Annotated in this window: 22 protein-coding genes; 21 read left to right on the top strand and 1 reads right to left on the bottom strand. The window is 44.8% G+C overall.

Annotated elements, in window-relative coordinates:
• Positions 1–349: 349 nt before the first annotated feature.
• From FFM80_RS13610 to holA, 10 genes are all read left to right on the top strand, one after another.
• Positions 350–1528: an FtsW/RodA/SpoVE family cell cycle protein gene (locus FFM80_RS13610; RefSeq protein ID WP_223877374.1), complete on the top strand. Its 1179-nt coding sequence runs from the start codon at positions 350–352 to the stop codon at positions 1526–1528.
• 30 nt (positions 1529–1558) lie between these two features.
• Positions 1559–4990 (top strand): pyruvate carboxylase, encoded by a 3432-nt coding sequence (locus tag FFM80_RS13605; RefSeq protein ID WP_137641296.1) that lies wholly within the window; start codon positions 1559–1561, stop codon positions 4988–4990.
• Positions 4991–5141: 151 nt separating this feature from the next.
• The gene (locus tag FFM80_RS13600; protein WP_137641295.1) at positions 5142–5435 is read left to right on the top strand and encodes a YlbG family protein; all 294 of its coding nucleotides are present in this window, start codon (positions 5142–5144) and stop codon (positions 5433–5435) included.
• Between the two features lie 16 nt (positions 5436–5451).
• Positions 5452–6021 (top strand): 16S rRNA (guanine(966)-N(2))-methyltransferase RsmD, encoded by a 570-nt coding sequence (rsmD, locus tag FFM80_RS13595; RefSeq protein WP_137641294.1) that lies wholly within the window; start codon positions 5452–5454, stop codon positions 6019–6021.
• Positions 6018–6509 (top strand): pantetheine-phosphate adenylyltransferase, encoded by a 492-nt coding sequence (gene coaD, locus FFM80_RS13590; protein WP_137641293.1) that lies wholly within the window; start codon positions 6018–6020, stop codon positions 6507–6509. The genes rsmD and coaD overlap by 4 nt, the downstream gene beginning before the upstream one ends.
• Complete coding sequence (locus tag FFM80_RS13585; protein ID WP_137641292.1) at positions 6502–7548, top strand: SepM family pheromone-processing serine protease; 1047 nt, start codon at positions 6502–6504, stop codon at positions 7546–7548. The genes coaD and FFM80_RS13585 overlap by 8 nt, the downstream gene beginning before the upstream one ends.
• A 56-nt stretch (positions 7549–7604) precedes the next feature.
• Positions 7605–8339, top strand: coding sequence for a helix-hairpin-helix domain-containing protein (locus FFM80_RS13580; RefSeq protein WP_137641291.1), 735 nt, complete (start codon positions 7605–7607; stop codon positions 8337–8339).
• Between the two features lie 53 nt (positions 8340–8392).
• Positions 8393–8878, top strand: a complete 486-nt coding sequence (locus FFM80_RS13575) for a ComE operon protein 2 (RefSeq protein ID WP_137641290.1) — start codon at positions 8393–8395, stop codon at positions 8876–8878.
• Positions 8879–8917: 39 nt separating this feature from the next.
• Positions 8918–11158: a DNA internalization-related competence protein ComEC/Rec2 gene (locus FFM80_RS13570; RefSeq protein WP_223877373.1), complete on the top strand. Its 2241-nt coding sequence runs from the start codon at positions 8918–8920 to the stop codon at positions 11156–11158.
• Positions 11127–12167 carry a DNA polymerase III subunit delta gene (gene holA / locus FFM80_RS13565; protein ID WP_223877375.1) on the top strand — a complete coding sequence of 347 codons (1041 nt, stop codon included), beginning with the start codon at positions 11127–11129 and terminating at the stop codon, positions 12165–12167. The genes FFM80_RS13570 and holA overlap by 32 nt, the downstream gene beginning before the upstream one ends.
• Positions 12168–12290: 123 nt before the next feature.
• Here holA and rpsT read toward each other — a convergent pair whose 3' ends face one another.
• Positions 12291–12545: a 30S ribosomal protein S20 gene (gene rpsT, locus FFM80_RS13560; protein ID WP_137634856.1), complete on the bottom strand. Its 255-nt coding sequence runs from the start codon at positions 12543–12545 to the stop codon at positions 12291–12293.
• Positions 12546–12772: 227 nt separating this feature from the next.
• On the opposite strand from rpsT, the gene rpsO reads away from it, so the two are divergent.
• From rpsO to FFM80_RS13505, 11 genes are all read left to right on the top strand, one after another.
• Positions 12773–13042 (top strand): 30S ribosomal protein S15, encoded by a 270-nt coding sequence (gene rpsO, locus FFM80_RS13555; RefSeq protein WP_137641287.1) that lies wholly within the window; start codon positions 12773–12775, stop codon positions 13040–13042.
• 149 nt (positions 13043–13191) lie between these two features.
• Complete coding sequence (locus tag FFM80_RS13550) at positions 13192–14397, top strand: MFS transporter (protein ID WP_137641286.1); 1206 nt, start codon at positions 13192–13194, stop codon at positions 14395–14397.
• Between the two features lie 136 nt (positions 14398–14533).
• Positions 14534–15409 carry a 4-hydroxy-tetrahydrodipicolinate synthase gene (gene dapA, locus FFM80_RS13545; protein WP_137641285.1) on the top strand — a complete coding sequence of 292 codons (876 nt, stop codon included), beginning with the start codon at positions 14534–14536 and terminating at the stop codon, positions 15407–15409.
• 15 nt (positions 15410–15424) lie between these two features.
• Positions 15425–17149, top strand: a complete 1725-nt coding sequence (locus FFM80_RS13540; protein WP_137641284.1) for a ribonuclease J — start codon at positions 15425–15427, stop codon at positions 17147–17149.
• 64 nt (positions 17150–17213) lie between these two features.
• The gene (locus tag FFM80_RS13535; protein ID WP_137641283.1) at positions 17214–18125 is read left to right on the top strand and encodes a hypothetical protein; all 912 of its coding nucleotides are present in this window, start codon (positions 17214–17216) and stop codon (positions 18123–18125) included.
• A 218-nt stretch (positions 18126–18343) separates the two neighbouring features.
• A complete protein-coding gene (gene tuf / locus FFM80_RS13530; RefSeq protein ID WP_137634862.1) occupies positions 18344–19531 on the top strand; it encodes an elongation factor Tu in 1188 nt (395 codons plus the stop codon).
• Positions 19532–19737: 206 nt separating this feature from the next.
• A complete protein-coding gene (gene tig / locus FFM80_RS13525; protein WP_137641282.1) occupies positions 19738–21054 on the top strand; it encodes a trigger factor in 1317 nt (438 codons plus the stop codon).
• 112 nt (positions 21055–21166) lie between these two features.
• The gene (locus tag FFM80_RS13520; protein ID WP_137641281.1) at positions 21167–22261 is read left to right on the top strand and encodes an acyltransferase family protein; all 1095 of its coding nucleotides are present in this window, start codon (positions 21167–21169) and stop codon (positions 22259–22261) included.
• 165 nt (positions 22262–22426) lie between these two features.
• Positions 22427–23689, top strand: coding sequence for an ATP-dependent Clp protease ATP-binding subunit ClpX (gene clpX / locus FFM80_RS13515; RefSeq protein WP_137634865.1), 1263 nt, complete (start codon positions 22427–22429; stop codon positions 23687–23689).
• Between the two features lie 218 nt (positions 23690–23907).
• A complete protein-coding gene (gene yihA / locus FFM80_RS13510; RefSeq protein ID WP_137641280.1) occupies positions 23908–24501 on the top strand; it encodes a ribosome biogenesis GTP-binding protein YihA/YsxC in 594 nt (197 codons plus the stop codon).
• Position 24502: 1 nt separating this feature from the next.
• Positions 24503–24799 carry a nucleoside triphosphate pyrophosphohydrolase family protein gene (locus FFM80_RS13505; RefSeq protein WP_137641279.1) on the top strand — a complete coding sequence of 99 codons (297 nt, stop codon included), beginning with the start codon at positions 24503–24505 and terminating at the stop codon, positions 24797–24799.
• Positions 24800–24897: the final 98 nt, after the last annotated feature.

The raw sequence follows: 24897 nt of genomic DNA, 5'->3' as shown, positions 1-24897 counted from the left end.
ATGCGTTCCCACTGGTCATCTTCAAGTTCATAACGTTTAGGCACTGTCATGGTAAAACCTCAATTCGTTTTTACCAAAATTATACCTAAAAAAGATGTTTTCAAACAGACCCTAGTTGAGTTTACATTCAATCAGCCGGATTACGAACGGATTGAAAGCGTTAACGGGTAATCGTTCAAGAATTCTGTTAAAAGGTTTCAACGAAGCATTCTTTAAAAATGTCTCACAAATTACACATTTCACAGGCTACGGTAATTCGGACTATGCTATAATTACTGCAAGCAAACTTTTATGAAAACTGTTATTTAACAGTGATGGTAGCGCTAGATTATTTAAGGTGGGATCAAGAATGTTCAAGGCCTTGCGCCAACAAATCCCGTATCTTGATTATGGAATCTTTATTCCATATTTGATATTAAGTGCCATTGGGATCGTGATGGTTTATTCGGCAAGTTCGTATGTTGCGGCCAGTGCCGGGTCGTCACCGACTGGGTATTTGATTCGGCAATGTATGTGGGTCGTTATCGGGTTTGTTTTTATTGGGGTCGTCTTGGCTATCAACCTGAATGTTTTTAAGCAACTAACGATGTGGAGCTGGATGGGCTTTATCATGGTTGGTGTCTTAATAGGGTTGCGGTTGTTTGGTCAATCCATCAATGGGGCGGCCGGCTGGATCGTTTTTGGGCCGGTCTCTGTTCAACCCGCGGAATTTTGTAAGTTGTATTTGATTGTTTACTTATCAGCCGCGATTGAGCGTCGTGAACGGCAACATGGCTTAGTCAAGATGGTCGATATCAACGCGCAGCTAGCGATGATGGCCGTGATGATTATCTTGATCGTGATTCAACCAGATATTGGGGGTGCCACGATTAACTTGGCGATTGTGGCGGTCATCTTATTTGCAAGTGGCATGTCCTATTTCATTGGGGTCGGATCGTTTGCGGCGGCGGTAGTGGCTTTTGAATGGGTATTGGTCCCAATTGTGAGTCATTTGCCACAGCAAGTGTTAGGTAAGTATTATCAATTACGGCGTTTTCTTGGTTTCATGAATCCATTTACAACGGCTTCAGGAGCTGGGACGCAGTTAGTGAACTCCTATTACGCGATTTCAAATGGCGGTTTAACGGGTGTCGGGATTGGAAATAGCTTACAAAAGCGGGGCTTCTTACCAGAACCTAATACCGACTTTATCATGTCAATTACCGCTGAAGAGCTTGGCTTGATTGGTGTGATATTAGTTATGCTGCTGTTGGCAGTCATTGTTGGGCGCATCATTTATATCGGGGTGCGTTCAGCGAATACGTTTAACACGTTGGTTTGTTATGGGATAGCCGCTTATCTGACTATTCAAGCGTTTATTAATGTTGGTGGGATTGTTGGTCTAATCCCAATTACTGGGGTCACTTTTCCATTTGTGAGCTATGGTGGGTCCAGTATGATGGTATTGACCTTGTCACTTGGGTTAGTGCTCAATATTGCTGCCCGGGAAAAACGACAACGGGCAATATCGGTTCGTCAAGAAAGCTAATCTAGCTAATTTGGAAATGAGGGAATTCTGGTGAAAAAAGTATTAATTGCTAACCGTGGTGAAATTGCAACGCGGGTTATCCGAGCCTGTCATGAATTAGGCTTACAAACTGTTGCAATCTATGCGAAAGAGGATGAATTTTCGGTTCACCGTTTTAAGGCTGATGAAGCGTACTTGGTCGGCGAAGGCCTGGCACCAATTGCCGCGTACTTAGATATTGAAGATATCATTCGGATTGCTAAAGAAAATCATGTGGATGCAATCCATCCTGGTTATGGGTTCTTATCAGAAAATGCCACGTTTGATCGGCGCTGTGCCGAAGAAGGCATCACCTTCATCGGTCCGACACCGGAACAACTGGAAATGTTTGGTGATAAGATTACCGCTAAACAAGTTGCACAGGATGCTGGGGTACAAACGATTCCTAGTACCTTGCATCCAGTTAAGAGCTTGAATGAAGCGCTGACCTTTACCCAAAAGTATGGTTTCCCAATTATGATCAAAGCTGCCATGGGTGGCGGCGGTCGTGGGATGCGGATTGTTCGTGAAGCCTCTGAATTACAGGAAGCGTTTGATCGGGCTCGTTCAGAAGCCATGCAGTCTTTTGGCGATGACGAAATTTACTTAGAAAAATTTATTGCGCACCCTAAGCATATTGAAGTTCAAATTTTAGGGGACGCCCACGGTAACGTGATGCATTTATTTGAACGGGATTGTTCTGTGCAACGTCGGAACCAAAAGGTAATTGAATTTGCCCCCGCGGTGGCGTTACCAATTGAATTACGGCAAAAAATTTGTGATGCTGCGGTTGCCTTGATGAAGAGTGTTCATTATTTGAATGCCGCGACGGTTGAATTCTTAGTCGAAGGTGACCAATTCTACTTCATGGAAGTTAATCCGCGGGTTCAAGTCGAACATACGGTGACTGAAATGATCACTGAAATCGATATTGTGCATGCGCAGCTTAAGATTGCCCAAGGTGGCGACTTATTTGAAGACTTGCACTTGCCACATCAAGATGCCTTAACTTATAAAGGGGCCGCGATTCAATGTCGGGTAACGACTGAAGATCCGGCCAATAACTTTATGCCGGATACTGGCCGGATTGAAACGTACCGTTCTCCTGGTGGTAACGGGGTACGGTTGGATGCAGGGAATACGTATTCTGGGGCCGTCGTAACGCCATACTTTGACTCATTGTTAGTTAAAGCTTGTGTCGCAGCGCGGAACTTTAAAGCGGCTGCGCATAAGATGCGGCGGGTCTTAAACGAATTCGATATTCGTGGTGTGAAGACCAATATTCCGTTTATGTTGAATGTGATTGATCATCCAACTTTTCAAGCTGGTTTAGCGACGACCCGTTTCTTGGATCAAACTCCGGAATTATTCCACTTCCCTGATGATACGCAACAAGAAGATAAGATGTTGAAGTATATCGGGAACGTCACGGTTAATGGGTTTGCTGATGTGGCGCAACATTCAAAGAAGTATTATCCGGATATTGAGTTTCAAGATAACTTTAAGCCAATCGATAAACAGATTGTCACGGCTAAGGACGTGCTAGATAGCCAAGGTGTTAGTGGGTTACAAAGCTGGTTACTAGCACAAAAAGAAGTCTTGTTAACGGATACGACCATGCGGGATGCGCACCAAAGCTTGTTTGCAACCCGGATGCGAACCAAAGATATGTTGGCGGTTGCTGGGGCGTCTCAAAAAGCATTACCACAGTTGTTCTCATATGAAATGTGGGGCGGCGCGACCTTTGACGTGGCCTACCGCTTCTTGAACGAAAATCCTTGGAATCGGTTGAAAAAATTACGTGAAGCTATGCCACGGACTTTATTCCAAATGCTATTCCGTGGGAGTAATGCGGTTGGTTATCAGAATTATCCCGACAATGTCATTCGTGAGTTTATTTTAGAAGCAGCTAAGAGTGGGATTGATGTCTTCCGGATCTTTGATAGTTTGAACTGGGTCCCACAGATGGAAAAGAGTATTCAGGCGGTCAAAGAAACGGGTAAGATTGCCGAAGGAACGATTTGTTATACTGGCGATATTATGGACCCTAATCGTGAAAAGTATAATTTGGCTTACTACAAGCAATTAGCCTTAGACTTACAGTCAACGGGTGCTGATATCATTGCGATTAAAGATATGGCCGGTGTTTTGAAGCCAGAAGGGGCTTATGAATTGGTCGCCACGTTGAAAGATGCGCTCGACGTGCCGGTTCATTTGCACACGCATGATACGACGGGTAATGGGATCTTTACGTATGCCCGGGCAGTGGCTGCTGGTGTTGACGTGGTCGATGTGGCAACAAGTGCCTTGTCAGGAACCACGAGTCAGCCTTCGATGAGTTCGCTTTATTATGCGTTGGCGCACAATGATCGGCAACCAAACGTGGATATTAATAACGTTGAGGCGATTAATCGGTACTGGCAAGGAATTCGTCCCTACTACCAAGATTTCTCAAATGGAATGACGGGTCCCCAGACTGATATCTATCAAACCCAGATGCCTGGTGGCCAATATTCAAACTTACAACAACAAGCCAAAGCCGTTGGGTTAGGCGATCGTTGGGAAGAAGTTAAGGATATGTATGCTACCGTCAACGACATGTTTGGTGACATCATTAAGGTGACGCCAAGTTCCAAGGTTGTTGGTGATATGGCCTTGTTCATGATGGAAAACAAACTCACGCCAGAAGATGTTTATGATCATGGGGATAAGTTTGACTTCCCTGACTCAGTGATTAATTTCTTTGCTGGTAATATCGGTCAACCGGTGGGCGGCTTCCCGAAGAAGTTGCAAAAGATTATCTTGAAGGACCATCCAGCCTTAACGGTGCGGCCAGGTAGTTTGGCGAAACCAGCGGACTTTGATGCGGTTGCGGCAGAGCTAGCGCCCAAGATCGGTCATCAGCCAAATATGCAAGAAATTTTAAGTTATATCTTGTATCCAAAGGTCTTCTTAGACTATCAAGCTGAACACAAACGTTATGCGCATGTATCTTTACTCGATACGCCAACGTTCTTCCAAGGAATGCGGCTGGGTGAAACGGTCAATATTGAACTTGCCAAAGGGAAGACAATGATCGTTAAGTTGAACCAATTAAGCGACCCTGATGTTGACGGGATTCGGACACTTTACTTTAGTATTAATGGGCAAAGTCAAGAAATTACCGTTAAGGATAATGCGGTTCATCAGACCGCTGCCAGCACGCGCAAAGCCGAACCAACGAACGAAAACGAAGTTGGGGCGACGATGAGCGGCTCAGTCTTGAAGCTCTTAGTTAAGAAAGGTGATACGGTTAAGAAGGGGCAACCGTTAATTGTCACTGAAGCCATGAAGATGGAGACGACGATTCAAGCTCCTACTGATGGGGTGATCGAACACATCTACGTTAGTGGTGGTGACGTGATTCAAACCGATGATTTATTAATTGAAATTGCACCACAATAAGGTGTTTAAAGACCCGCGTCATTGGATGCGGGTCTTTTTGAGTGCTTTAGCCGACTGGTAGTTGACGAAAGTCGCAATCTAGCCTAACATTTAAAAGATAGGTGAGCTGTAAAGCGACACTTAATCAAGGTAAGAAAGAGGTGGCAGTTCGATGGAATTTACAGTGATGCCCCGCCGTGCACTGATTGTGTACTTGCATTCGATGAAACAAGTCCGTCAGTTAAAGCGTTTTGGGACGATTCAATATCAATCACGTAAAATGCATTATGTGGTACTTTATTTGGATGAAACGCAAGTCCAACCAGCGACCGCCAAATTAAAAAAGTTGAATTTTGTCCGGCGAGTGGAACCATCTTATCGGCCGGATGTTGATATGAACTTTGGTGAACGAGTTGACCGCGGATTCTTCAAACCGCAAAACGATGATGACGAGGATGATGATTAAAGTTGGTGATTAACGGATGCGAATTGTAGCAGGTGATTTTGGTGGTCGACGGTTAAAAGCCGTTCCCGGCATGCAAACGCGGCCGACCACGGATAAGGTCAAAGAAGCGTTATTTAATATTATCGGGCCTTATTTTGATGGTGGTCAGTCTTTGGATATGTTTGCGGGAAGCGGCGGTCTCAGTATCGAAGCGGTTTCACGCGGGATTGACCGGGCCGTTTTGATTGATCGACAGTATCAGGCAATTAAGACGATTCAAGACAACGTGGCGGTGACTAAAGCCGCTGAACGGTTTGAGATTATCAAGGGCGATGCTCAGCGGACGTTGGAACGGTTGGCGGTACAAAAAGAACGTTTTGACGTGGTCTTTTTAGATCCACCCTATGCGAAGCAAAAAATTGTCGCCGATATTTTAAAGTGTCAGGAATTAGGTCTATTAAATGCTGATTGTCGGGTGATTTGTGAAACGGATGCCAATGCCCAGTTGCCTGATGATATCCCTGGATTTAAATTAATTCGGCGACAGACATATGGGATTACGTATTTGACGATTTATCAGAAATTAGAGGCAGGTGCATTAGCATGACGATTGCAGTTTTTCCCGGTAGTTTTGACCCCGTGACACGCGGTCATCTGGATCTTATTCGCCGAGCAAGTCGGCTAGTGGATCACTTAATTGTGGCCGTCATGGTTAATACTAATAAACGCCCGTTATTTACGATGGCCGAAAAAGAAGCCTTAGTTCGGCATGAAATTGCGGATCTGACAAACGTCGAAGTTAAAGCGGCGACTGGATTAACCGTGGATTTTATGACGCAAGAACACGCAACGGTGTTAATTCGCGGCCTACGTAATGAACAAGATTTTGGTTACGAACGTGATATTGCGTGGATGAACCAATCACTAAATGATTCGATTGAAACGGTTTGCTTGTTGGCGCGGCCACCATATGCTTATTTTTCTTCGAGTTTGATTAAAGAAGTGGCAAAGATGGGGGCCGACGTGAGCGAATACGTACCGGATGCTGTTGCTGCCAAGTTGAATCAACGCTTGCAGGATAGTGCGCATGAGTAAGTGGCGCGTCTTTTGGCGGCGGTATTGGGGCGGTGTCTTAACGGTCGTCTTGGTGTTAGCGTTGTTTTTGATCCCGTTGCCGTACTATATCGAAGGTCCAGGGAGTGCCAATAATTTAAAGTCATTTGTCACGGTTAAGGGACATCCTGATCGTCATAGCGGCAAGTTTATGTTGACGTCAGTTCTAACCGCGCCAGCGCGACCGATTACTTGGTTGTATGCCGAACTTAATCCACATTATTCGGTGGTGCGTGCAGCTGAAATGACGGATAATCAAGACGATGCGACTTATAATAAGGTGCAGACCTTTTATATGCAAAGTGCGATTAATGAAGCGATTGCGACTGCTTATCGGGCGGCCAATGCCACCTACCATAAGACCTATCGGGGTATTTATGTGCTAGCGGTTCAGTCACAGTCCAAGTTTCACTCAGCAATTAAAGTTGGCGACACGATTACGAAAATTAATGGTCGCCATTTTAGTAATGCTGCTGGGTATCAGACTTATATCGCGAAACAGGGGATTGGTCAAAAAGTGACGGTCACGTATCGGCATAATCACACAACTAAGAAAGTGACTGCGCCGCTGATCAAGCTTAGTACGCACCGCGCTGGGATCGGGATTACTTTAACTGATAATGTCAAAGTGACAACTAAAATTCCGGTCAAAGTTGATCCTGGCGAGATTGGTGGCCCATCAGCTGGTTTGATGTTTAGTCTACAGATTTATCAACAATTGACAACGCAAAACTTGCGCCACGGTCGTAAGATTGCGGGTACCGGCACGATTGCTGCTGATGGCTCAGTCGGTGAAATCGGTGGCATCGATAAGAAGATTATTGCAGCCAAAAAGGCTGGCGCAACCCTCTTTTTTGCACCGTATGTGAAACCAACCAAAGCGTTATTGGCATTAGAAGAGCAGCACCAAACGAATTACCAGTTGGCCAAAGCGACGGCTAAAAAATATGCGCCTGCGATGCGAGTTGTCCCAGTGACCACATTCAAGCAAGCTGTTCATTACTTAGAAACTCACAAATAAATAACAACTTTTGATAACCGCCTGCGTACTTAGAAGTATAAGGGAGGTTATTTTTGATGGAAAAATTGTTGATGAACTGGGTGGCCCAGCATCGGCGCCTAGCCGTAATCATGGTGGCCAGTTTACTAGGTGTGTTGAGTTTAGGGCTGGGGCTAAGCTTGGTTGGACATCGGTCGGCGGCCCCCGCTGATCCCGCGTTGACTAGTAGTCAAACAATTGACACAAGCAGCCAATTGGCGACACATACGACTAATCGCGTGGCTGCCAGTTCAAAGAGCAGCCGGGCGAATAAGGGTCCGATGTATGTCGATGTTAAAGGTGCGGTCAATCATCCGGGCGTTTATGAAGTCAGTGAGCGGATGCGCGTGGCAGATGTGATTGCATTAGCGAAAGGCTTACGGCCGAAAGCGGATCGCGTTCAGTTAAACCTGGCGGAGAAAGTCACGGATCAGCAAGTCATCTATGTGCCCGTGAAAGGGGAAAAGCCTCCGGTAATAAGTCGTCACGATAGTCCAGCGACGGCGACGACCAAGGCCGCTACACCTAACAGTACGAATCAGTCCACGGCTGGTTCCACTAGTAGTCAGACAGCCAATGAGGACCCAATTAACTTGAATACGGCCAATGTTACGGAATTACAAAAGTTAGCTGGTGTGGGTCAAAAAAAGGCCGAAAAGATTATTGAGTATCGTGAAACGCACGATGGGTTTAAGTCGGTCGATGATTTAAAGCAAGTTTCGGGGATTGGCGATAAAACGTTAGCCAAATTTCGAAATCAACTGACGGTCTAGTCGGATGGACGGCAATTTGGTATACTACGGCTATTGAAAGCGAGGCAAAATTAATGAAAGATCAACGAATTCCATGGGATCAATATTTTATGATGCAGGCGGTATTGCTGTCGACTCGCAGTACGTGTGAACGATTATCGGTGGGGGCGACGATTGTTCGCGACAAGCGCATTATTGCTGGCGGTTACAATGGCTCCGTTTCAGGCGATGTGCACTGTATCGACGAAGGTTGTTACTTAGTTGATGGGCATTGCATGCGGACGATTCACGCGGAAATGAACGCAATTTTACAATGTGCCAAGTTCGGTGCTGCCACGGATGGTGCTGAAATCTATGTGACTGATTTTCCTTGTCTGCAATGCACGAAGATGTTGTTACAAGCTGGAATTACCAAGATTCATTATTTGCGTAATTACCATAATGACGATTATGCGATGGCTTTAATTAAACGAAAAAAGGTCGCTTTACAACAAGTTGAATTTGACCAGGCCGATTTGGATAAGTTGGGCTTGGATCAAATTCTGTTAAACCGCAACTAGGTGCCGAACCTATTCTTTGCCGCGATTGCGTGCGGATTATTGAGTAGTTGGCTGGTTGGTCAACAATGGGTTGCAGCTGGCTTATTGGGACTATGGCTGATTCGTGGGTGGCGCTTAAAAGCACCGCCCGCTTTTTGGCTCATGATCGTGATTGTCAGTGTGACAGCCCTGTGGTTAGGGTGGCAAAATCATCAATTTAAGGTGAGTCGTCAGGCAACCCCGCAAACGGGCACGTATGCAGTAACCGTTCAACCAGATCAAATTCAGGTCAAAGGCAATCAATATCAACTCGTTGGCACTAGTGGTGAGGGAACTGTGATTGCCTATGGTCGGCTAACCTCACCAGCGGCCCAGCAACAATTGTTGGCGCTACGGCAACGAACGCGGTGGCGAGTGACGGGGGAATTGAGTCCAGTGCCGCCACCCACTAATCCTGGTCAATTTGATGCACCGAGTTATTATCGGGGTCAAGGGATTTGGCGACAGTTAACGATTCAATCGGTGACTGAGCTGACACCGGCACCTCGTAACGGCTGGCAAGGTGGCTTGGACCAATTACATGCGTGGCGGCGAGCCTTTGAAATTGCAACCCGGCAATTACCGCCAACGGTGCAGTTGTATGCGGTCAGTTTATTAATTGGGATGCGACCGAGTGCGTTTCGCGAGCAAATGACGGGTGTTCAGCAATTGGGATTGCTCCATTTGTTTAGTTTATCGGGGATGCACGTTATTTTACTGATGGGTTTACTGCGGTGGTTCCTGTTACGGTGCCATTTTAGTCCCAGTGCGGTGGACTACTGGTTACTGGGATTATTGCCGCTTTATCTAGTTTTAGGTGGTGGCGCTGACAGCTTGCAACGGGCGGTGATTACGGCCTGGTTGCCAATTTTGTGGCGCTTAATTACCGGTCGGACCCAAGGGACGTTGGCTGGTTGGAGTTGTGCGTTGCTAATTGGCATTTGGCTGAATCCGTTAGTGCTGTTGCAACTTGGAGGTCAACTTAGCTATGGCTTAGCTCTATTATTAATCCTAGCACCCAATTGGCCGACTTGGCGCCTAAGCTTATGGGTGCAACTGGTTAGTTTACCGGTTATTTTAGTGGCCACCGCGCAATGGCATTTATTGACTTTAGGGGTTAATTTGGTGGTTGCCCCGTTATTTAGCTGGGTGTTACTGCCGTTAACATTGATTGGCGCCTCACTCGGTTTGGTCTGGGCACCCCTTGCACAGTTTTGTGAACTGGGACTGGCTAGCTTTCAGCAAATAATTAATGGGGTGGCAACGTTACCAGGGTTACTGACGATTGGACAACCGCCAGCCAGTTTGAGCTGGGGGTTGGGTTTAATGACACTATGGTTATTACGACGACCAACTCAGCGCTTACGTCGTCGCTTAGCGTTGGCCTACGTGACTGTCGGTATCATGATTCGCTTACCGCTAACGGGAACGGTGCAGTTTATTGATATTGGCCAAGGAGATTCTATTTTGTTACGTCAGCCTTTTAACCGCCAGGTCAGTTTGATTGATACTGGTGGTCGCTTAAAGTTTCCTATGCCGGCGTGGGCACAATCAGCACCCGCACGTCCACGTGTGGCCACGATTACCGTAGCCTATTTACATCGGTTAGGGATTAGTCATTTAGATACGGTTTACTTATCACATAAAGATGTTGATCACATTGGCGACTTAGGGACATTACTGACTTTAATGCCAGTAAAACGTCTGGTGGTTCCGGCCGGTATGGCTAAGTTACCTAAGTTTCAAAAATTAGTGGCGCCGGCTCGCTGGCGACCACAAATTATTGAGGCAGTGGCCGGTCAAACGTTTGCAGATGGTTTGACGGCGGTCCATCCTTTTCAAGCTGGTAAAGCGGAAAATGAAGATTCTTTAGTATTGACTGGTCGTTTTGGTGGTCAACGCTTTATGTTCACGGGTGATTTAGACCGGGCTGGTGAGCGGGCGATTGTGCAACGCTATCCGCAGTTAAAAGTGGATGTGTTAAAATTAGGACATCACGGTAGTAAGACAGCCACGGACCCGCAAGTCCTGCAACAACTAGGGGTTCGACGAGGCATTATTTCGGCTGGCCGGCATAACCGGTATGGTCATCCTAATGCGGAGACGTTAGCAACGTTGCGGCAACAGCAAATTTTGGCGTATTCAACGGCGCAACAAGGGATGATCACGTATCGCTATGGTGGTTGGTCAGCACCGACTTGGACGACTTTTTTGAAGGAAGGTAATTTATATCAACGCGCAAGCAGCACTCAAAGCCATTAAAGGCGGACAGCTAGCGTCAATCTATGTCATTTTAGGGACGGTTGACTATTTGGCTGATCAATTAAAACAGCAATTGCTGCAAGTGATTCCAGCCGAAGAACGGACGATGAATGTCGGCAGTTATGACATGGAATCGACGCCCGTGGCAGTTGCTTTAGATGATGCGATGTCGGCACCGTTTTTTGGTGAACGTCGCTTGGTTTTTATCAACCATCCGTATTTTTTAACGGGTGAAACTAAAAAGAATAAACTTGATCATGATTTGGACGCCTTGCAAACTTATTTTGAGCATCCTGAACCGGATACGATTTTAGTTTTAATGGCCCCATACGAGAAATTGGATGCGCGTAAGAAACTGGTCAAAACATTAAAAAAGCAAGCCACGATGGTTGAGGTCAATCAAGTTTCAGAACGCGAAACGCAGGCCTATGTGCAAGCAGCCTTGCAAGCTAAACAAATTACAATGGCCCCCGATGCGTTTCAAGAGTTGATGAGCCGGACGGATGGTCAATTAGGTTTAATCATGGCCCAACTACCGAAGTTGATGATTTATGCGGCCCAGTCACAACGTATCGACTTACCGGCCGTCGATGCTTTGGTGACGCGGTCGTTGACGCAAAATGTGTTTAACCTGGTGACGGACGTATTACGATATCAGACTCAATCGGCCGTCGAGCTGTATCATGATCTGGTGACGGCTCAAGAAGCACCATTAAAGATCAATGCCATTTTACTAGGGCAATTTCGATTATTATTGCAGGTCAAAATTTTAGAACGCGCGGGGTACAGTCAAGGCAGCTTGGCTAGCACTCTCAAAGTGCATCCGTACCGCGTTAAACTAGCCATGCAAACGGTACGGCAGTTTAAACTGCCGGCTTTACGAGCCGCTTATTTAGGACTGCTCCAGACTGAGGTTCAAATGAAGACGACTCAACGTGATCCGGAATTATTATTTGAATTATTTATGGTTCAGTTTGTAAATGACCGACAACGTGGGGTCTCGGCTTAAACTAAGTGGGGGGACAAAAAATAACCGCTCAGAAATTTAATTTCTGAGCGGTTATTTTTTTACGATTGAAATTAAGACAACAAAAAAACTCCTAAGCCGAGGCTTAAGAGTTCGGAATGCACATTACTTAGCGTAACGAGCAGCCATTCGTGACTTGTCACGAGCAGCCTTGTTACGTTTGATAAGGCCTTTAGAAGCTGCTTTGTCAACAGCACTAGTAGCTGCTAAGTATAAAGCATCGACGTTTTCAGCGCCGGCAGTTTTAGCATTTTCGAATTTTTTAACGGCAGTCCGCATTGCACTCATTTGTGCAGTGTTCCGAACATTAGCTTTATTGTTTGTTTTCACGCGTTCAATAGCGGATTTGATAATTGGCATCAGATTCACCTCCATCATTTTTTCAACAAATGCTATTATACATAAGCCCCGGCTCGAATGCAACAGTTATGTGTAAAGTAATTTATCTTGATATGTATTCTAACTTGCTTTTTAGTGATGACTTTGCTAGACTATATCAAGTGTTCAGCAACCCTTTACTTAGTTTATCGAGGACCACCAACGATTTACTCAGTTTAGGGCAATTAAACGAAAGGTGGTTGACACACATGGCAATTTCACGCGAAAAGAAGACGGAGCTTATTAACAAATATGCTCGTCACGAAGGCGATACTGGTTCAGTTGAAGTCCAAGTTGCAGTTTTAACTGAAGACATCAACGAATTAAACGAACATTTACGTGTTCACAAGAAGGATTTTCATTCACAACGTGGGTTGATGAAGAAAATTGGTCATCGTCGTAACTTGTTAGCATACTTACGTAAGGAAGATGTTAACCGTTACCGCGATTTGATCCAAGCTTTGGGTCTTCGTCGTTAATATTGACTTTGAGAAAGCTGCCAGTTGGTGGCTTTTTTTATACCCTCATAGTGGTGTAAATAATACTAAATCTATACATAAAATTTACAGTTTTCAAACGTTTGTTCGGTATGCTTAAACCACTAACTGAATGAATGGGGCGTTTAACAGTGCAAGTAACCGCGAGATTGACGCGTAATTTTCATATTTTATGGTTTGGGAGCTTAATGACAGATTTGGGTAATGCGATGACGTTGCCGTTTATTGTGCTCTATATTAAGACGTTGGGCCAATTTACCACAAACCAAGTCACGATTCTAGGGACGAGTGCGTTTGCGATTACGTATGTGTGTAAAGCAATTGCCGCGCCATTTTGGGGACGCCTAGCTGACCAAAAAGGCCGCAAACTGATGTGTTTGCGGGCCGCTGGTATGATGACGATGACCACTTTAGGCGTGGGTTTAGCGCCAAATGTTACAGTGCTACTTATTTTAAGAGCCGTGCAGGGGGCTTTTTCCGGGTATATCAATAATGCGAATGCCTTGATTTCGTTAAGTGCGCCAGCTGAAAATCGGGGACAACTCTTAAGCAAGTTAGTTACCGGAAGTATTAGTGGAACGTTATTAGGACCGTTGCTCGGTGGGGTGTTAGCCAGTACGGTTGGGTATCGTGGGGCGTTTGTCGTAACCAGCAGCGCAATGGCACTGGTCTTTGGATTGACGTTATGGGGCGTTCAGGAGACCGTGACGCCGATTAGTCGAGCAGCCCTGCCACCGTTAAGGCCGGTGCTTCAAAAGCAAGGTTATCGTTTCTTTATCGCGTTGCTAGCCTCACTGTTAGTCATCCAGGCCACGACAACCGCAATCACGCCGATTTTGAGCTTGTTGGTGCAAGAATTATTACCGAGTCAAATGACCAGGTTGATTTTGATCACCGGAGTGGTGGCCGCCGCCCCCGGATTAGCGACGATTTTACTAGCTGGTCGGATTGGGCGGTTAATTGATCAGTTTGGTGCTGATCGCTGTCTGATCGTTTTCTTCACGATTAGTGGTTTAGATTTGCTACTAACTAGTTTGGTGACGCAAGTTTGGCAGTTAGCTGGTTTAAGATTTATTTTAGGCGTTGCTGATGCGGCGCTTTTGCCAGCGATTCAAGTTTTGACAGTCCAAAAGGTGCCACGTACTGTTTTTGGTCGGGTGTTTAGCTTTAATCAGTCAGCCCAAGCTTGTGGCAACGTGTTAGGTCCTGGATTAGCGGCAGTCATCGCAACTCGTTGGGGTTATCAGCCAATCTTTCTAGTTTTATCATTATTAGCGATGAGCGTTCTAACTATGTGGTGGCGTTTTTTTCATCGGCAGAGGTGGTCTGAACGTTAACGGTGCGCTAGCCTGGCCTAGCCAGCGTGTGGTCTAGCTATTGCTTTACTGAGAAATGTGGTAAACTGGGGTGAGTTACTTATTCGGCGCAAGTACAATGGTACTTGTAAATTTTTATTAATAAGGAGTTTTATTCATGAACTTTGAAAATGTTGATTTAATGACTGCCATGGTCACCCCGTTTGACGATCAGCAAAAATTAGCTGATGATCGGCTACACAGCTTGATTGAACACTTATTGGCTCATGGGACCCAAGGCTTAATTGTCGGCGGAACCACTGGCGAGGCCCCAACGTTAACGGACGATGAAAAGATCGACCTGTTAACCAAGACGGCGAAGATTGTTGCTGGGCGGGTGCCAATTGTTGCCGGGACTGGTTCAAACAGTACCGCGGCGACGATTGCATTTACCAAACGGGTTAGTCAGATTGAAGGGATTACCGCGGCGTTAGTCGTGGTGCCTTATTACAATAAGCCTAACCAAGCTGGAATGATTGCCCATTTTACGGCTGTTGCTGATCAAGGCGGTTTACCAGTAATTATTTATAATATTCCTGGTCGTGTTATCGTTAAGATGGATGTGGACACGGTCTTAGAATTGGCTAAGAATCCCAATATTATCGGCATTAAGCAATGTGCATCAATGGAAGAATTTGGGGCGTTAGTAGAACAAGCGCCAGCAGACTTTTTGGTCTATACCGGTGAAGATTCTCAGAGCTTAGCGGCGAAGGAAATTGGTGGCGCTGGTGTCATTTCGGTTGCTAGCCACATCTATGGTGATGAAATGTCAGCGATGTATCAGGCCGTTGCTAATGGTGAGATTGCCATGGCAGCGAAGTATCAGCGTGATTTGACACCGAAGATGGCCGCATTATTCAGCGCGCCATCGCCATCACCAGTTAAAGCTGCCCTTAATCATGTCGGTCAGTTAGTTGGTAATCCGCGATTACCAATCCTACCATTGACCGCTGCCCAAGAAAATAAGCTGTTCCAAACGCTTAACATTAAATGAATCAAGGTGAAATAATTGAGTAGTAAAGTCCAAATTACCCCTATGGGTGGGGTCCGTGAAAACGGTAAAAATATGTACGCGGTTGAAGTTGACGGTGACATCTATATTTTAGATTGCGGGTTAAAGTACCCGGAAAACGAATTGCTTGGTATCGATATTGTTATTCCTGACTTCAGTTATTTGCGGGAAAACGCTGATCGAATTGTTGGGGTTTTCTTAACCCACGGTCATGCGGATGCCATTGGTGCGTTGCCATATTTCTTGAATGAATTTACGGTGCCTGTCTTTGGGTCTGAATTAACCATTGAATTGGCGAAAATTCAATTAAAGAAAGATCCACAAGCAAAGAATTTTGATGATTTTCACATTGTCGATGAAAAGACTGAAATCGATTTTGGTAATGTGACGGTCTCGTTCTTCAAAACGACGCATTCGATCCCAGATTCAATGGGAATCGTGGTGCAAACGGATGTTGGCGAAGTCGTTTATACTGGCGACTTTAAGTTTGATCAGACGGCGATTGCTAGTTATCAAACTGATTTTGCGCGTTTAGCTGAGATTGGTTCAAAAGGGGTCTTAGCCCTATTAAGTGATTCAGCTAGTGCAGAAAACTTCGAGCAACCGGTTAGTGAGCGTGAGATTGCGTCATACGTCTATGAGACCTTTAAATATCATGAAGGTCGGATTATTGTGGCATCAGTGGCGTCAAATATCTTACGGATTCAACAAGTGTTGGATGCCGCAGAAAAGTCTGGTCGTAAAGTGGCTCTAATGCCTGGTGATGTTGAAAGCATTATTCAAACGGCCTTAAAACTCGGTAAACTACGCGTACCCGATGATGTTGTTGTGCCGCTTGATTCAATCAGTAAGTTAGATCCATCGCAGACGGTCATTCTCCAAACTGGTCGGATGGGCGAACCTATCAAAGCCTTACAACGGATGTCGAATAAACAAGAGGGCAAAGTGAACATTGAATCTGGCGATCTCGTCTTTATTACGACGACGCCATCGCACTCAATGGAAACGGTTGTGGCCAAGACGCGCGATATGATTTATCGGGCGGATGCCGACGTCAAGGCCATTGCCGATGAGATGAACTCGTCTGGTCATGCGACGAAGCGTGATTTACAATTGATGATGAATCTGATGAAGCCTAAGTACTTTATTCCTATCCAAGGTGAATACCGGTTATTAGATAGCCATGCTGAATTTGCCAAAGAAGTGGGGATTCCAGATGACCATATCTTTATTCCGGCTAAAGGTGATCAGTTGTTATATGACGGTGATGAGATGCACTTAGCTGGTTCGGTTGAGATTGGTGATACGATGATCGACGGGATTGGTGTCGGTGATATTGGAAATATCGTCTTACGCGATCGGAAGATTTTGTCGGAAGACGGCATCTTTGTGGCCGTAGTCACGATTGATCGTAAGAAGAAAAAGATTATTGCGACGCCCAAGATTACGTCACGTGGCTTTGTCTACGTCAAAACCAGCAAAGATTTAATGCAAGAAAGTGCGGAATTGGTTAAAGAAACCGTTCAATCAAATTTGGATAATAAAGAGTTTGATTGGGGGCACTTGAAACAAGCCGTGCGTGAAAAGTTAAATCATTACTTGTGGGATCAGACGAAACGTCATCCGGTGATCTTGCCAGTTATTATGGAAGTTAATCAGCATCATCGGCGGCATAAAAAAGCTAAGACCGATGAACCTGAAACGGCAGAAACAGAAGCTTAAAACCAATGATAGCCGGGCAGTTGTCCCGGCTTTTTGGTTACAATCTAAAAGGGGGGACGGCTGCATGGCAAAGACAACGCTGAGCCAAGCACAAGCGGCGTTAGAAGCCGGTAAATGGTCTTTAGCAGCGAGTTTATTTGAAACGGTCTATCAGACGACGCAAACCTTAGCCTTGAACCTGCAACTAGTGACTGCGTTAAAAGCTGATCAGAAGTATACACTTGCCAGTACGTATGCGGCTGAATTTGAAGCCGACTATTTAGCCACGGCTGAGCGGTTTAACTTGTACTTGGCCGTGTTACTGGCTAGTCATCAATTTATCAAGGCCCGTTTGATTACCGAAGCTTGTCGGCAGACGTCAGCTAATTGGCTAGCTGAAGCTGATCAACAGATTGCCACCGCAGAACAAGTTGCTGAGCAAACGATGCAGCAGACCTTGACAACAACGATGCGCCAGTTCTATCACTTATCTGATCAGCCCGTTGCCGCGCAGGCTGAACGGCTGGCGGCGGCCCAACATTTAACGTATGCTAAATATCTAACAGCAGCAAAGTTTTTACTAGTCGATCCATTCTTACATCAATTGTCACGTGTCGAGGTGTTGTACACGTTGCGTGGCTTAGGTACGACCGATGCGGTGCAGTTTTTGTGGTTCGACCAGACTGAACAGACGGTGGTACCGGCCAAACTCCCAGTGATCGGCAGTGATCGCATTAGTCAACAATTGCAACGGGAGATTCAACAGCAAGCCGGTCAGGTCGATGCAACTTTGGCTGCTGGCTTACAAGCTGAGTTGCCATTACAATTAATGTATTTATATCCAACGCCGGCTAAAATTGTGACAGATGCCAAAATTTGGATAAATTTATTAATTGCGACCCAACGAGGGGCAATTCCACGACATTTAACAGTTGCAGGCCAGAAAATGGCTGAAAATCAAGTGAAAATTCGTGAATTTAATGAGAATTTAGTTTAATAATTGAAAGCAATAAGCTTTTACTTACAAAAATTCAATTTTTTGGATAATATCTGTTTACAAATCAGATGGCACTATATATAATGTTTAAGGATTCCTAGTGATGGGTGCGACATTTGGCCTTTTCATTAGGATGTAGTATAATATTAACTAAAGAATTGTCGGGACATTAATTGGCCTGACATTATTCTTGCGAAAATCACAGGAGGTTTCATTTAATGGCAAAAGCACATTATGAAAGAACAAAACCCCATGTAAACATTGGTACTATCGGCCACGTTGACCATGGGAAGACTACTTTGACAGCTGCAATCACAAAGGTATTATCTGAAAAGGGCTTAGCAGAAGCTCAAGATTTTGCCTCAATTGATGCCGCTCCCGAAGAACGTGAACGTGGTATTACTATCAACACCGCGCACGTTGAATACGAAACGGAAAAACGTCACTACGCGCATATTGATGCCCCAGGACATGCTGACTACGTTAAGAACATGATCACTGGTGCCGCTCAAATGGATGGTGCGATCTTAGTTGTTGCCGCAACTGATGGTCCTATGCCACAAACGCGTGAACACATCCTCTTGGCTCGCCAAGTTGGTGTTGACTACATCGTTGTTTTCTTGAACAAGACTGATCTTGTTGATGATGACGAATTAGTTGACTTAGTCGAAATGGAAGTACGTGAATTACTTTCAGAATACGATTTCCCTGGTGACGATATTCCTGTTATCCGTGGTTCAGCTTTGAAGGCTCTTGAAGGCGATCCAGAACAAGAAAAGGTTATCATGCACTTAATGGACGTTGTCGATGAATACATCCCAACTCCAGTTCGTGATACTGAAAAGCCTTTCTTAATGCCTGTTGAAGATGTCTTCTCAATCACTGGTCGTGGGACTGTTGCATCTGGTCGTATCGATCGTGGGACTGTTAAAGTCGGCGATGAAGTTGAAATCGTTGGTTTACACGAAGACGTTCTTAAGTCAACTGTTACGGGTCTTGAAATGTTCCGTAAGACGCTTGACTTAGGTGAAGCCGGCGATAACGTTGGTGCCTTGTTACGTGGTGTTAACCGGGAACAAGTCGTTCGTGGCCAAGTTCTTGCTAAGCCAGGTTCGATCCAAACCCACAAGAACTTCAAGGGCGAAGTTTATATCTTAACTAAAGAAGAAGGTGGCCGTCATACGCCATTCTTCTCAAACTACCGTCCACAATTCTACTTCCATACCACTGACGTTACTGGTGTTATTGAATTACCAGATGGCGTTGAAATGGTTATGCCTGGAGACAACGTTACATTTACAGTTGAATTAATTTCCCCTGTCGCTATTGAAAAGGGTACTAAGTTCACTGTTCGTGAAGGTGGCCATACGGTTGGTGCCGGTGTTGTTTCTGAAATTGATGACTAATCTCTAGTTGATTTTCATTGATTCATCTAAGAGAGACTTGGAGGATTTCTTCCAGGTCTCTTTTTTTTAAGAAAACTAACAATAAAACGCAGTATCTAGCGCTTTTTTAGCCAATCTGGTTTACTTTATTGGAGCGATAGGTTAAACTAATCAAGTATGCAATTGACTTGAATTGTAGAAAATATTAATGTTTCGGAGGGAATACAATGGCTGCAAAGTGGGAAAAGAAAGAAGGCAACCAAGGCGAATTAACATTCGAAATTGGTGCTGACAAGATCCAAGAAGGAATCGATAAGGCCTTCCAACGTACTAAGAAGAATTTAAACGTCCCTGGTTTCCGTAAGGGTAAGGTTCCACGTCAAATCTTCAATCAAATGTATGGTGAAGAAGCACTCTACCAAGATGCTTTGAACATCGTGCTCCCTGAAGCATATGAAGAAGCGATTAAAGATACTGAAATTGAACCAGTTGACCAACCTCAAATCGATGTTGATAGCATGGAAAAGGGTCAACCATGGGTCTTAAAAGCGGTTGTCACCGTTAAGCCTGAAGTTAAATTAGGCGATTACAAGGAACTTAGTGTTACTCGTCAAAATACACGGGTATATGCTAAGGACGTTGACGCTGAATTAGAATCTCGGCGTGAAAAGCAAGCTGAATTAGTTTTGAAAGAAGACCAACCAGCTGCTAAGGGCGACACCGTTGTTATTGACTTCAAAGGATTCGTTGATGGCGAACCTTTCGAAGGCGGCGAATCAGAAAACTACTCCCTTGAATTAGGCTCAAACTCCTTTATTCCTGGCTTTGAAGACCAATTAGTTGGTGTTAAGGCTGGCGAAGACAAAGAAGTTAAGGTAACTTTCCCTAAAGATTACCAAGCTGAAGACTTACAAGACAAGGAAGCCACTTTCAAGGTTACTGTCCATGAAGTTAAGACTAAGGAACTCCCTGAATTAGATGACGAATTCGCTAAGGATGTTGACGAAGATGTTGACACGCTTGAAGAATTAAAAGCTAAGATCAAGGACGAACTTAAGGACCAAAAAGAAAAGGCTGCTCATGATGCCATTGAAGACGAAGCTTTAAACCAAGCCGTTGACAATGCTGAAATTGAAGCCGTTCCTGATGCCATGAAGGAAGACGATATTCATCGTCAAATGGATCAATACTTGGCTAACATGCAACAACAAGGTATCGATCCTAAGACTTACTACAAGTTAACTGGGACTTCAGAAGACGATTTACACAAGCAGTTCTCTGCTGATGCAGAACGTCGGGTTAAGACTAACTTGGTCTTAGAAGCCATTGTTGAAGCCGAAGATATCAAACCATCTAAGGAAGAAATCGACAACGAAGTTAAGGACTTAGCAGGTCAATACAACATGGAAGAAAGTGCCGTTCGCGGGGCTTTAACTGATGATATGTTGTCACATGATATCGCTATTCGCCAAGCCGTTGATATGATTACCGACTCAGCTAAGCAAAATGCTAAAGCTGACGATAAAAAAGATGATAAAGACTAATTTTTAATAATTAGTTGACCTTAATCACGGTAAGTCCGGGTCCTCGTTGAGGACTCGGGCTTTTTTTATAGATTTGGCATTAAACGAATGAATCACGGGGGTTTTCAGTTAAATGGATTTCATATTGCTGCTTATCATCGCAAGCTTTGCGCTGTCATTGCGTTACCGTCCAAGTGGACCGAACGCAGCCGATTTAGACCGTCAAACGACGACGACCATCAATGGCTTGTTCTTATTGTTAGTCGTTTTTAGTCACTTTATGACTTATGTCACGTTACCAGCGCACTTTGCGAGATTAACGCAAGTTTGGATGCTGGTAAAAGGCCAATTAATTGTGACGACTTTTCTGTTCTTTTCGGGCTATGGTATCTATGTCCAATTAAAAAAACGCGGGCGTCAGTATTTAAAAACGTTTCCGAAGCATCGACTGTTATTTTTATGGTCGAAGTTTGCCCTCGCGGTGACACTTTACTTAGTGATTGGCTTGATGACTGGACGGGCACTGACGGTACCACATGTCTTGTTGAGTTACTTGGGGCTAGCAACTATCGGCAATAGTGCTTGGTATATTTTCATTATTCTGTTTTTGTATTTGTTAACGTATCTCGCCTGGGAGTTATTTCCAACTAATAATCGCCAGGCAGTGGGCTTTATCGTTTTGGGGTGTCTGGCTTACATGCTGATTGCAAACTGGCTACTGCCGGAATATTATGCCAATACGGTCTTTTGTTACGTTGCGGGGATGGGGTATGCACACTATAAAGCGACGATTGAGCGGGTCGTTTGTCAAAATTGGTCTCGCTATTTAGTAGTTGGACTGAGCACATTAGTTATTTTTGCCGCAAGTTATTTGATTTGTGCGCGGAACGGTGGCTTAGTTCGTCTGGTTAGTTATCAAATTGCAGGTGTGATGTTTGCCTTTTGTTTTGTTTGGCTCACAATGCGTTTTAAGCTTCATAATCCAATCTTGGCCTATATCGGAGGTCCCGCGATGTTTGCCATTTATATTTTGCAACGGCTGCCAATGATGGGCTTACAACAAACGGGATTAGTTAATTGGCCGGTTAGCTATTTTATCAGTGTTTTAGGGCTTACTTTGCTACTAGGATGGTTGTTTGATAAGGCTACTGGTATGCTCTGGTCACACAGCTTGGGGCGGCCGAAACAGGCAACTAAAAGTAAAGAATCGCCACTGATGCATCGCTAGAGTGGGTTAGCTTGAAACCTGCTAGTCAGTTAAGTAGACAAATTATTTCAGGTTTTCAAACCTGCATGTTATAGTAGTTGTCGAGGTTAACCAGCCATAGCTGGTTTTAGCCCTTGTTTTCTGTTATGATTAATTCACGTAAATACATCGATGAGGTGAGAATGAATGTTTGAAAATACCGAGACAAACGGCCCAGTTAACTGCTCATTTTGTGGGAAGTCACAGGATCAAGTTAAGAAAATTGTCGCCGGCCCCGGCGTTTATATCTGCAACGAATGTATCGATTTGTGCAAGGAAATTATCGATGAAGAGTTTAGTGAAGAACGCTCACACGAATTAACAGATATCCCAACGCCTAAGGAAATTGTTGACGAATTAGATCAATATGTTATTGGTCAAAATGAAGCTAAACGGACGCTTTCAGTAGCGGTTTATAACCACTACAAGCGGGTTAAGGCGATGGCTGATAGTGATGAAACAACTGATGGTCCTGAATTACAAAAGAGTAATATTAGTTTAGTCGGCCCAACTGGTTCTGGGAAGACGTTCTTGGCGCAAAGCTTAGCGCGGATCTTGGATGTGCCATTTGCGATTGCTGATGCGACGACCTTGACTGAAGCCGGTTATGTTGGGGAAGACGTTGAAAATATTCTTTTGAAGTTATTGCAAAACGCTGATTATGACGTTGAGCGCGCGGAAAAAGGAATTATTTATATCGACGAAATTGATAAGATTGCTAAGAAGAGTGAAAATGTCTCCATTACCCGGGATGTATCCGGTGAAGGGGTTCAACAAGCACTCTTGAAGATCTTGGAAGGTACGATTGCGAATGTGCCGCCGCAGGGTGGTCGTAAGCATCCACAACAAGAATTCATTCAAATCGACACGACCAACATCTTATTCATCGTTGGTGGGGCGTTTGATGGCATTGAAGAGATCGTTAAGCGCCGTTTAGGTGATAAGACGATTGGCTTTGGTTCCGATACTGACGGCAAGAATGCGGTCTTAGACGACACCAAGAGCCTGATGCAACAAGTCGTGCCGGAAGACTTATTACAATTTGGGTTAATTCCTGAATTTATCGGGCGGTTACCAATCTTAACGGCCTTAGAACGTTTAACAGAACATGATTTAGTTCGCATCTTAACCGAACCTAAGAATGCGCTCGTTAAGCAGTATCAACGGTTACTATCTTTGGATGGCGTTGAACTAAAATTCGATGATGAATCCCTAGAAGCCATTGCGCAAGAAGCGCTTGCTCGGAATACAGGGGCGCGTGGGTTACGGTCCATTATTGAAGACACGATGCGGGACATCATGTTCGACATTCCTAGTCGAGAAGATGTTAAGAAAGTGGTTATCAATAAGGCCACCGTCGAAGATCATGCCGAACCAGAATTAGTCCTTGAAGATCAAAAGGCCTCATAAAGATTAAGTTAGTTTGCTAACGGTAATTACGGAGGCCGACATCACGATGACACTGTTATCGTGATGTCTTTTTTTAGGCCATAATCACGATTGGTCAGCCCAATCAGCGGCCTGAATGCGGGACGGTTGGATTTCTAGATTAGCTAATTCATTTCCAGAGTTTAGGAGTTGAAATGTGTTAAAATAGACAAAGACTATTTGATAAGGGAGCTATTTTGATGGAAGTGCATAACGTAGAACTAGTAATGAGCGCGGTGGCGCCCAGCCAATACCCCACGACCGGCTTTCCAGAGGTTGCGTTGTCAGGTCGCTCGAATGTTGGTAAGTCGTCTTTGATCAATGTTTTGATCAATCGCAATAGCTATGCGCGGACGTCAAGCCAACCGGGTAAGACCCAAACGTTGAACTTTTACAAGGTGGAAGATCAATTATACTTTGTGGATGTTCCAGGGTATGGCTATGCCAAGGTATCCAAAAAGGATCGCGAAAAGTTCGGGCAAATGATTGAGACGTATTTGACGAACCGCTCAACGTTACGCGGCGTGATTATTTTAGTGGATGCACGGCATGCGCCAACGCAAGATGATGTGGCCATGTATGACTGGATGCGGTATTACAAGATGCCGTTGTTAGTGGTTGCCACTAAGAGTGATAAAATTGCGCGTGGTAAGTGGAACAAACAAGAGAGTTTGATTAAAAAGGCGCTACATTTCCAAGCTAACGATGACTTTATTGCCTTTTCAGCGAAGACAAAAGATGGTAAAGACGCGGTTTGGCAGTGGATCGAAGCGCATACAGTAGGGGGCAAGTAACTTGGAATTTAATGACTATCAATCCTTAGCGAACCGGACACTTTATGGCAATGAGCAAGTCTTGACGAATTTATCGCTAGGCTTGGCTTCAGAGACCGGTCAAGTGGTGGATTTAGTTAAAAAGTACACCTTTCATGGTGACAGTTTAAACAAGGATCAGTTAACGAAGCAAATGGGTGACGTGTTATGGTATTTGTCACAAGTTGCGGAATGGGCGGATATCCCGTTCGATGAAGTTGCTAAGCAAAACATTGCCAAGTTAAACCAGAAGTATCCGAATGGTAAACCAGCTAAATAAATCCTAACTTAAAAGGGTCCCATCGGCGCGGCTCCGTGTCAAGTAGACAATCAAATAATTAAAATTGTTATGCAATTTTCTTGACGGCATGATTTCGG

The organism is Lactiplantibacillus dongliensis (genome assembly GCF_005405105.1).
Lineage (GTDB): Bacteria > Bacillota > Bacilli > Lactobacillales > Lactobacillaceae > Lactiplantibacillus > Lactiplantibacillus dongliensis.
Note: the sequence above shows the minus strand (reverse complement) of the source record. Positions and strands in the feature narration are given on the sequence as shown.

What these genes read in the sequence shown, in the direction of transcription:
- FFM80_RS13535 (WP_137641283.1), top strand. Translation starts at nt 17,214, where the DNA reads ATGGCAAAGACAACGCTGAGCCAAGCACAAGCGGCGTTAGAAGCCGGT.
- rsmD (WP_137641294.1), top strand. Translation starts at nt 5,452, where the DNA reads ATGCGAATTGTAGCAGGTGATTTTGGTGGTCGACGGTTAAAAGCCGTT.
- FFM80_RS13585 (WP_137641292.1), top strand. Translation starts at nt 6,502, where the DNA reads ATGAGTAAGTGGCGCGTCTTTTGGCGGCGGTATTGGGGCGGTGTCTTA.
- FFM80_RS13610 (WP_223877374.1), top strand. Translation starts at nt 350, where the DNA reads ATGTTCAAGGCCTTGCGCCAACAAATCCCGTATCTTGATTATGGAATC.
- FFM80_RS13580 (WP_137641291.1), top strand. Translation starts at nt 7,605, where the DNA reads ATGGAAAAATTGTTGATGAACTGGGTGGCCCAGCATCGGCGCCTAGCC.
- tuf (WP_137634862.1), top strand. Translation starts at nt 18,344, where the DNA reads ATGGCAAAAGCACATTATGAAAGAACAAAACCCCATGTAAACATTGGT.
- rpsT (WP_137634856.1), bottom strand. Translation starts at nt 12,545, where the DNA reads ATGCCAATTATCAAATCCGCTATTGAACGCGTGAAAACAAACAATAAA.
- yihA (WP_137641280.1), top strand. Translation starts at nt 23,908, where the DNA reads ATGGAAGTGCATAACGTAGAACTAGTAATGAGCGCGGTGGCGCCCAGC.
- dapA (WP_137641285.1), top strand. Translation starts at nt 14,534, where the DNA reads ATGAACTTTGAAAATGTTGATTTAATGACTGCCATGGTCACCCCGTTT.
- coaD (WP_137641293.1), top strand. Translation starts at nt 6,018, where the DNA reads ATGACGATTGCAGTTTTTCCCGGTAGTTTTGACCCCGTGACACGCGGT.
- FFM80_RS13520 (WP_137641281.1), top strand. Translation starts at nt 21,167, where the DNA reads ATGGATTTCATATTGCTGCTTATCATCGCAAGCTTTGCGCTGTCATTG.
- FFM80_RS13600 (WP_137641295.1), top strand. Translation starts at nt 5,142, where the DNA reads ATGGAATTTACAGTGATGCCCCGCCGTGCACTGATTGTGTACTTGCAT.
- clpX (WP_137634865.1), top strand. Translation starts at nt 22,427, where the DNA reads ATGTTTGAAAATACCGAGACAAACGGCCCAGTTAACTGCTCATTTTGT.
- rpsO (WP_137641287.1), top strand. Translation starts at nt 12,773, where the DNA reads ATGGCAATTTCACGCGAAAAGAAGACGGAGCTTATTAACAAATATGCT.
- FFM80_RS13575 (WP_137641290.1), top strand. Translation starts at nt 8,393, where the DNA reads ATGAAAGATCAACGAATTCCATGGGATCAATATTTTATGATGCAGGCG.
- tig (WP_137641282.1), top strand. Translation starts at nt 19,738, where the DNA reads ATGGCTGCAAAGTGGGAAAAGAAAGAAGGCAACCAAGGCGAATTAACA.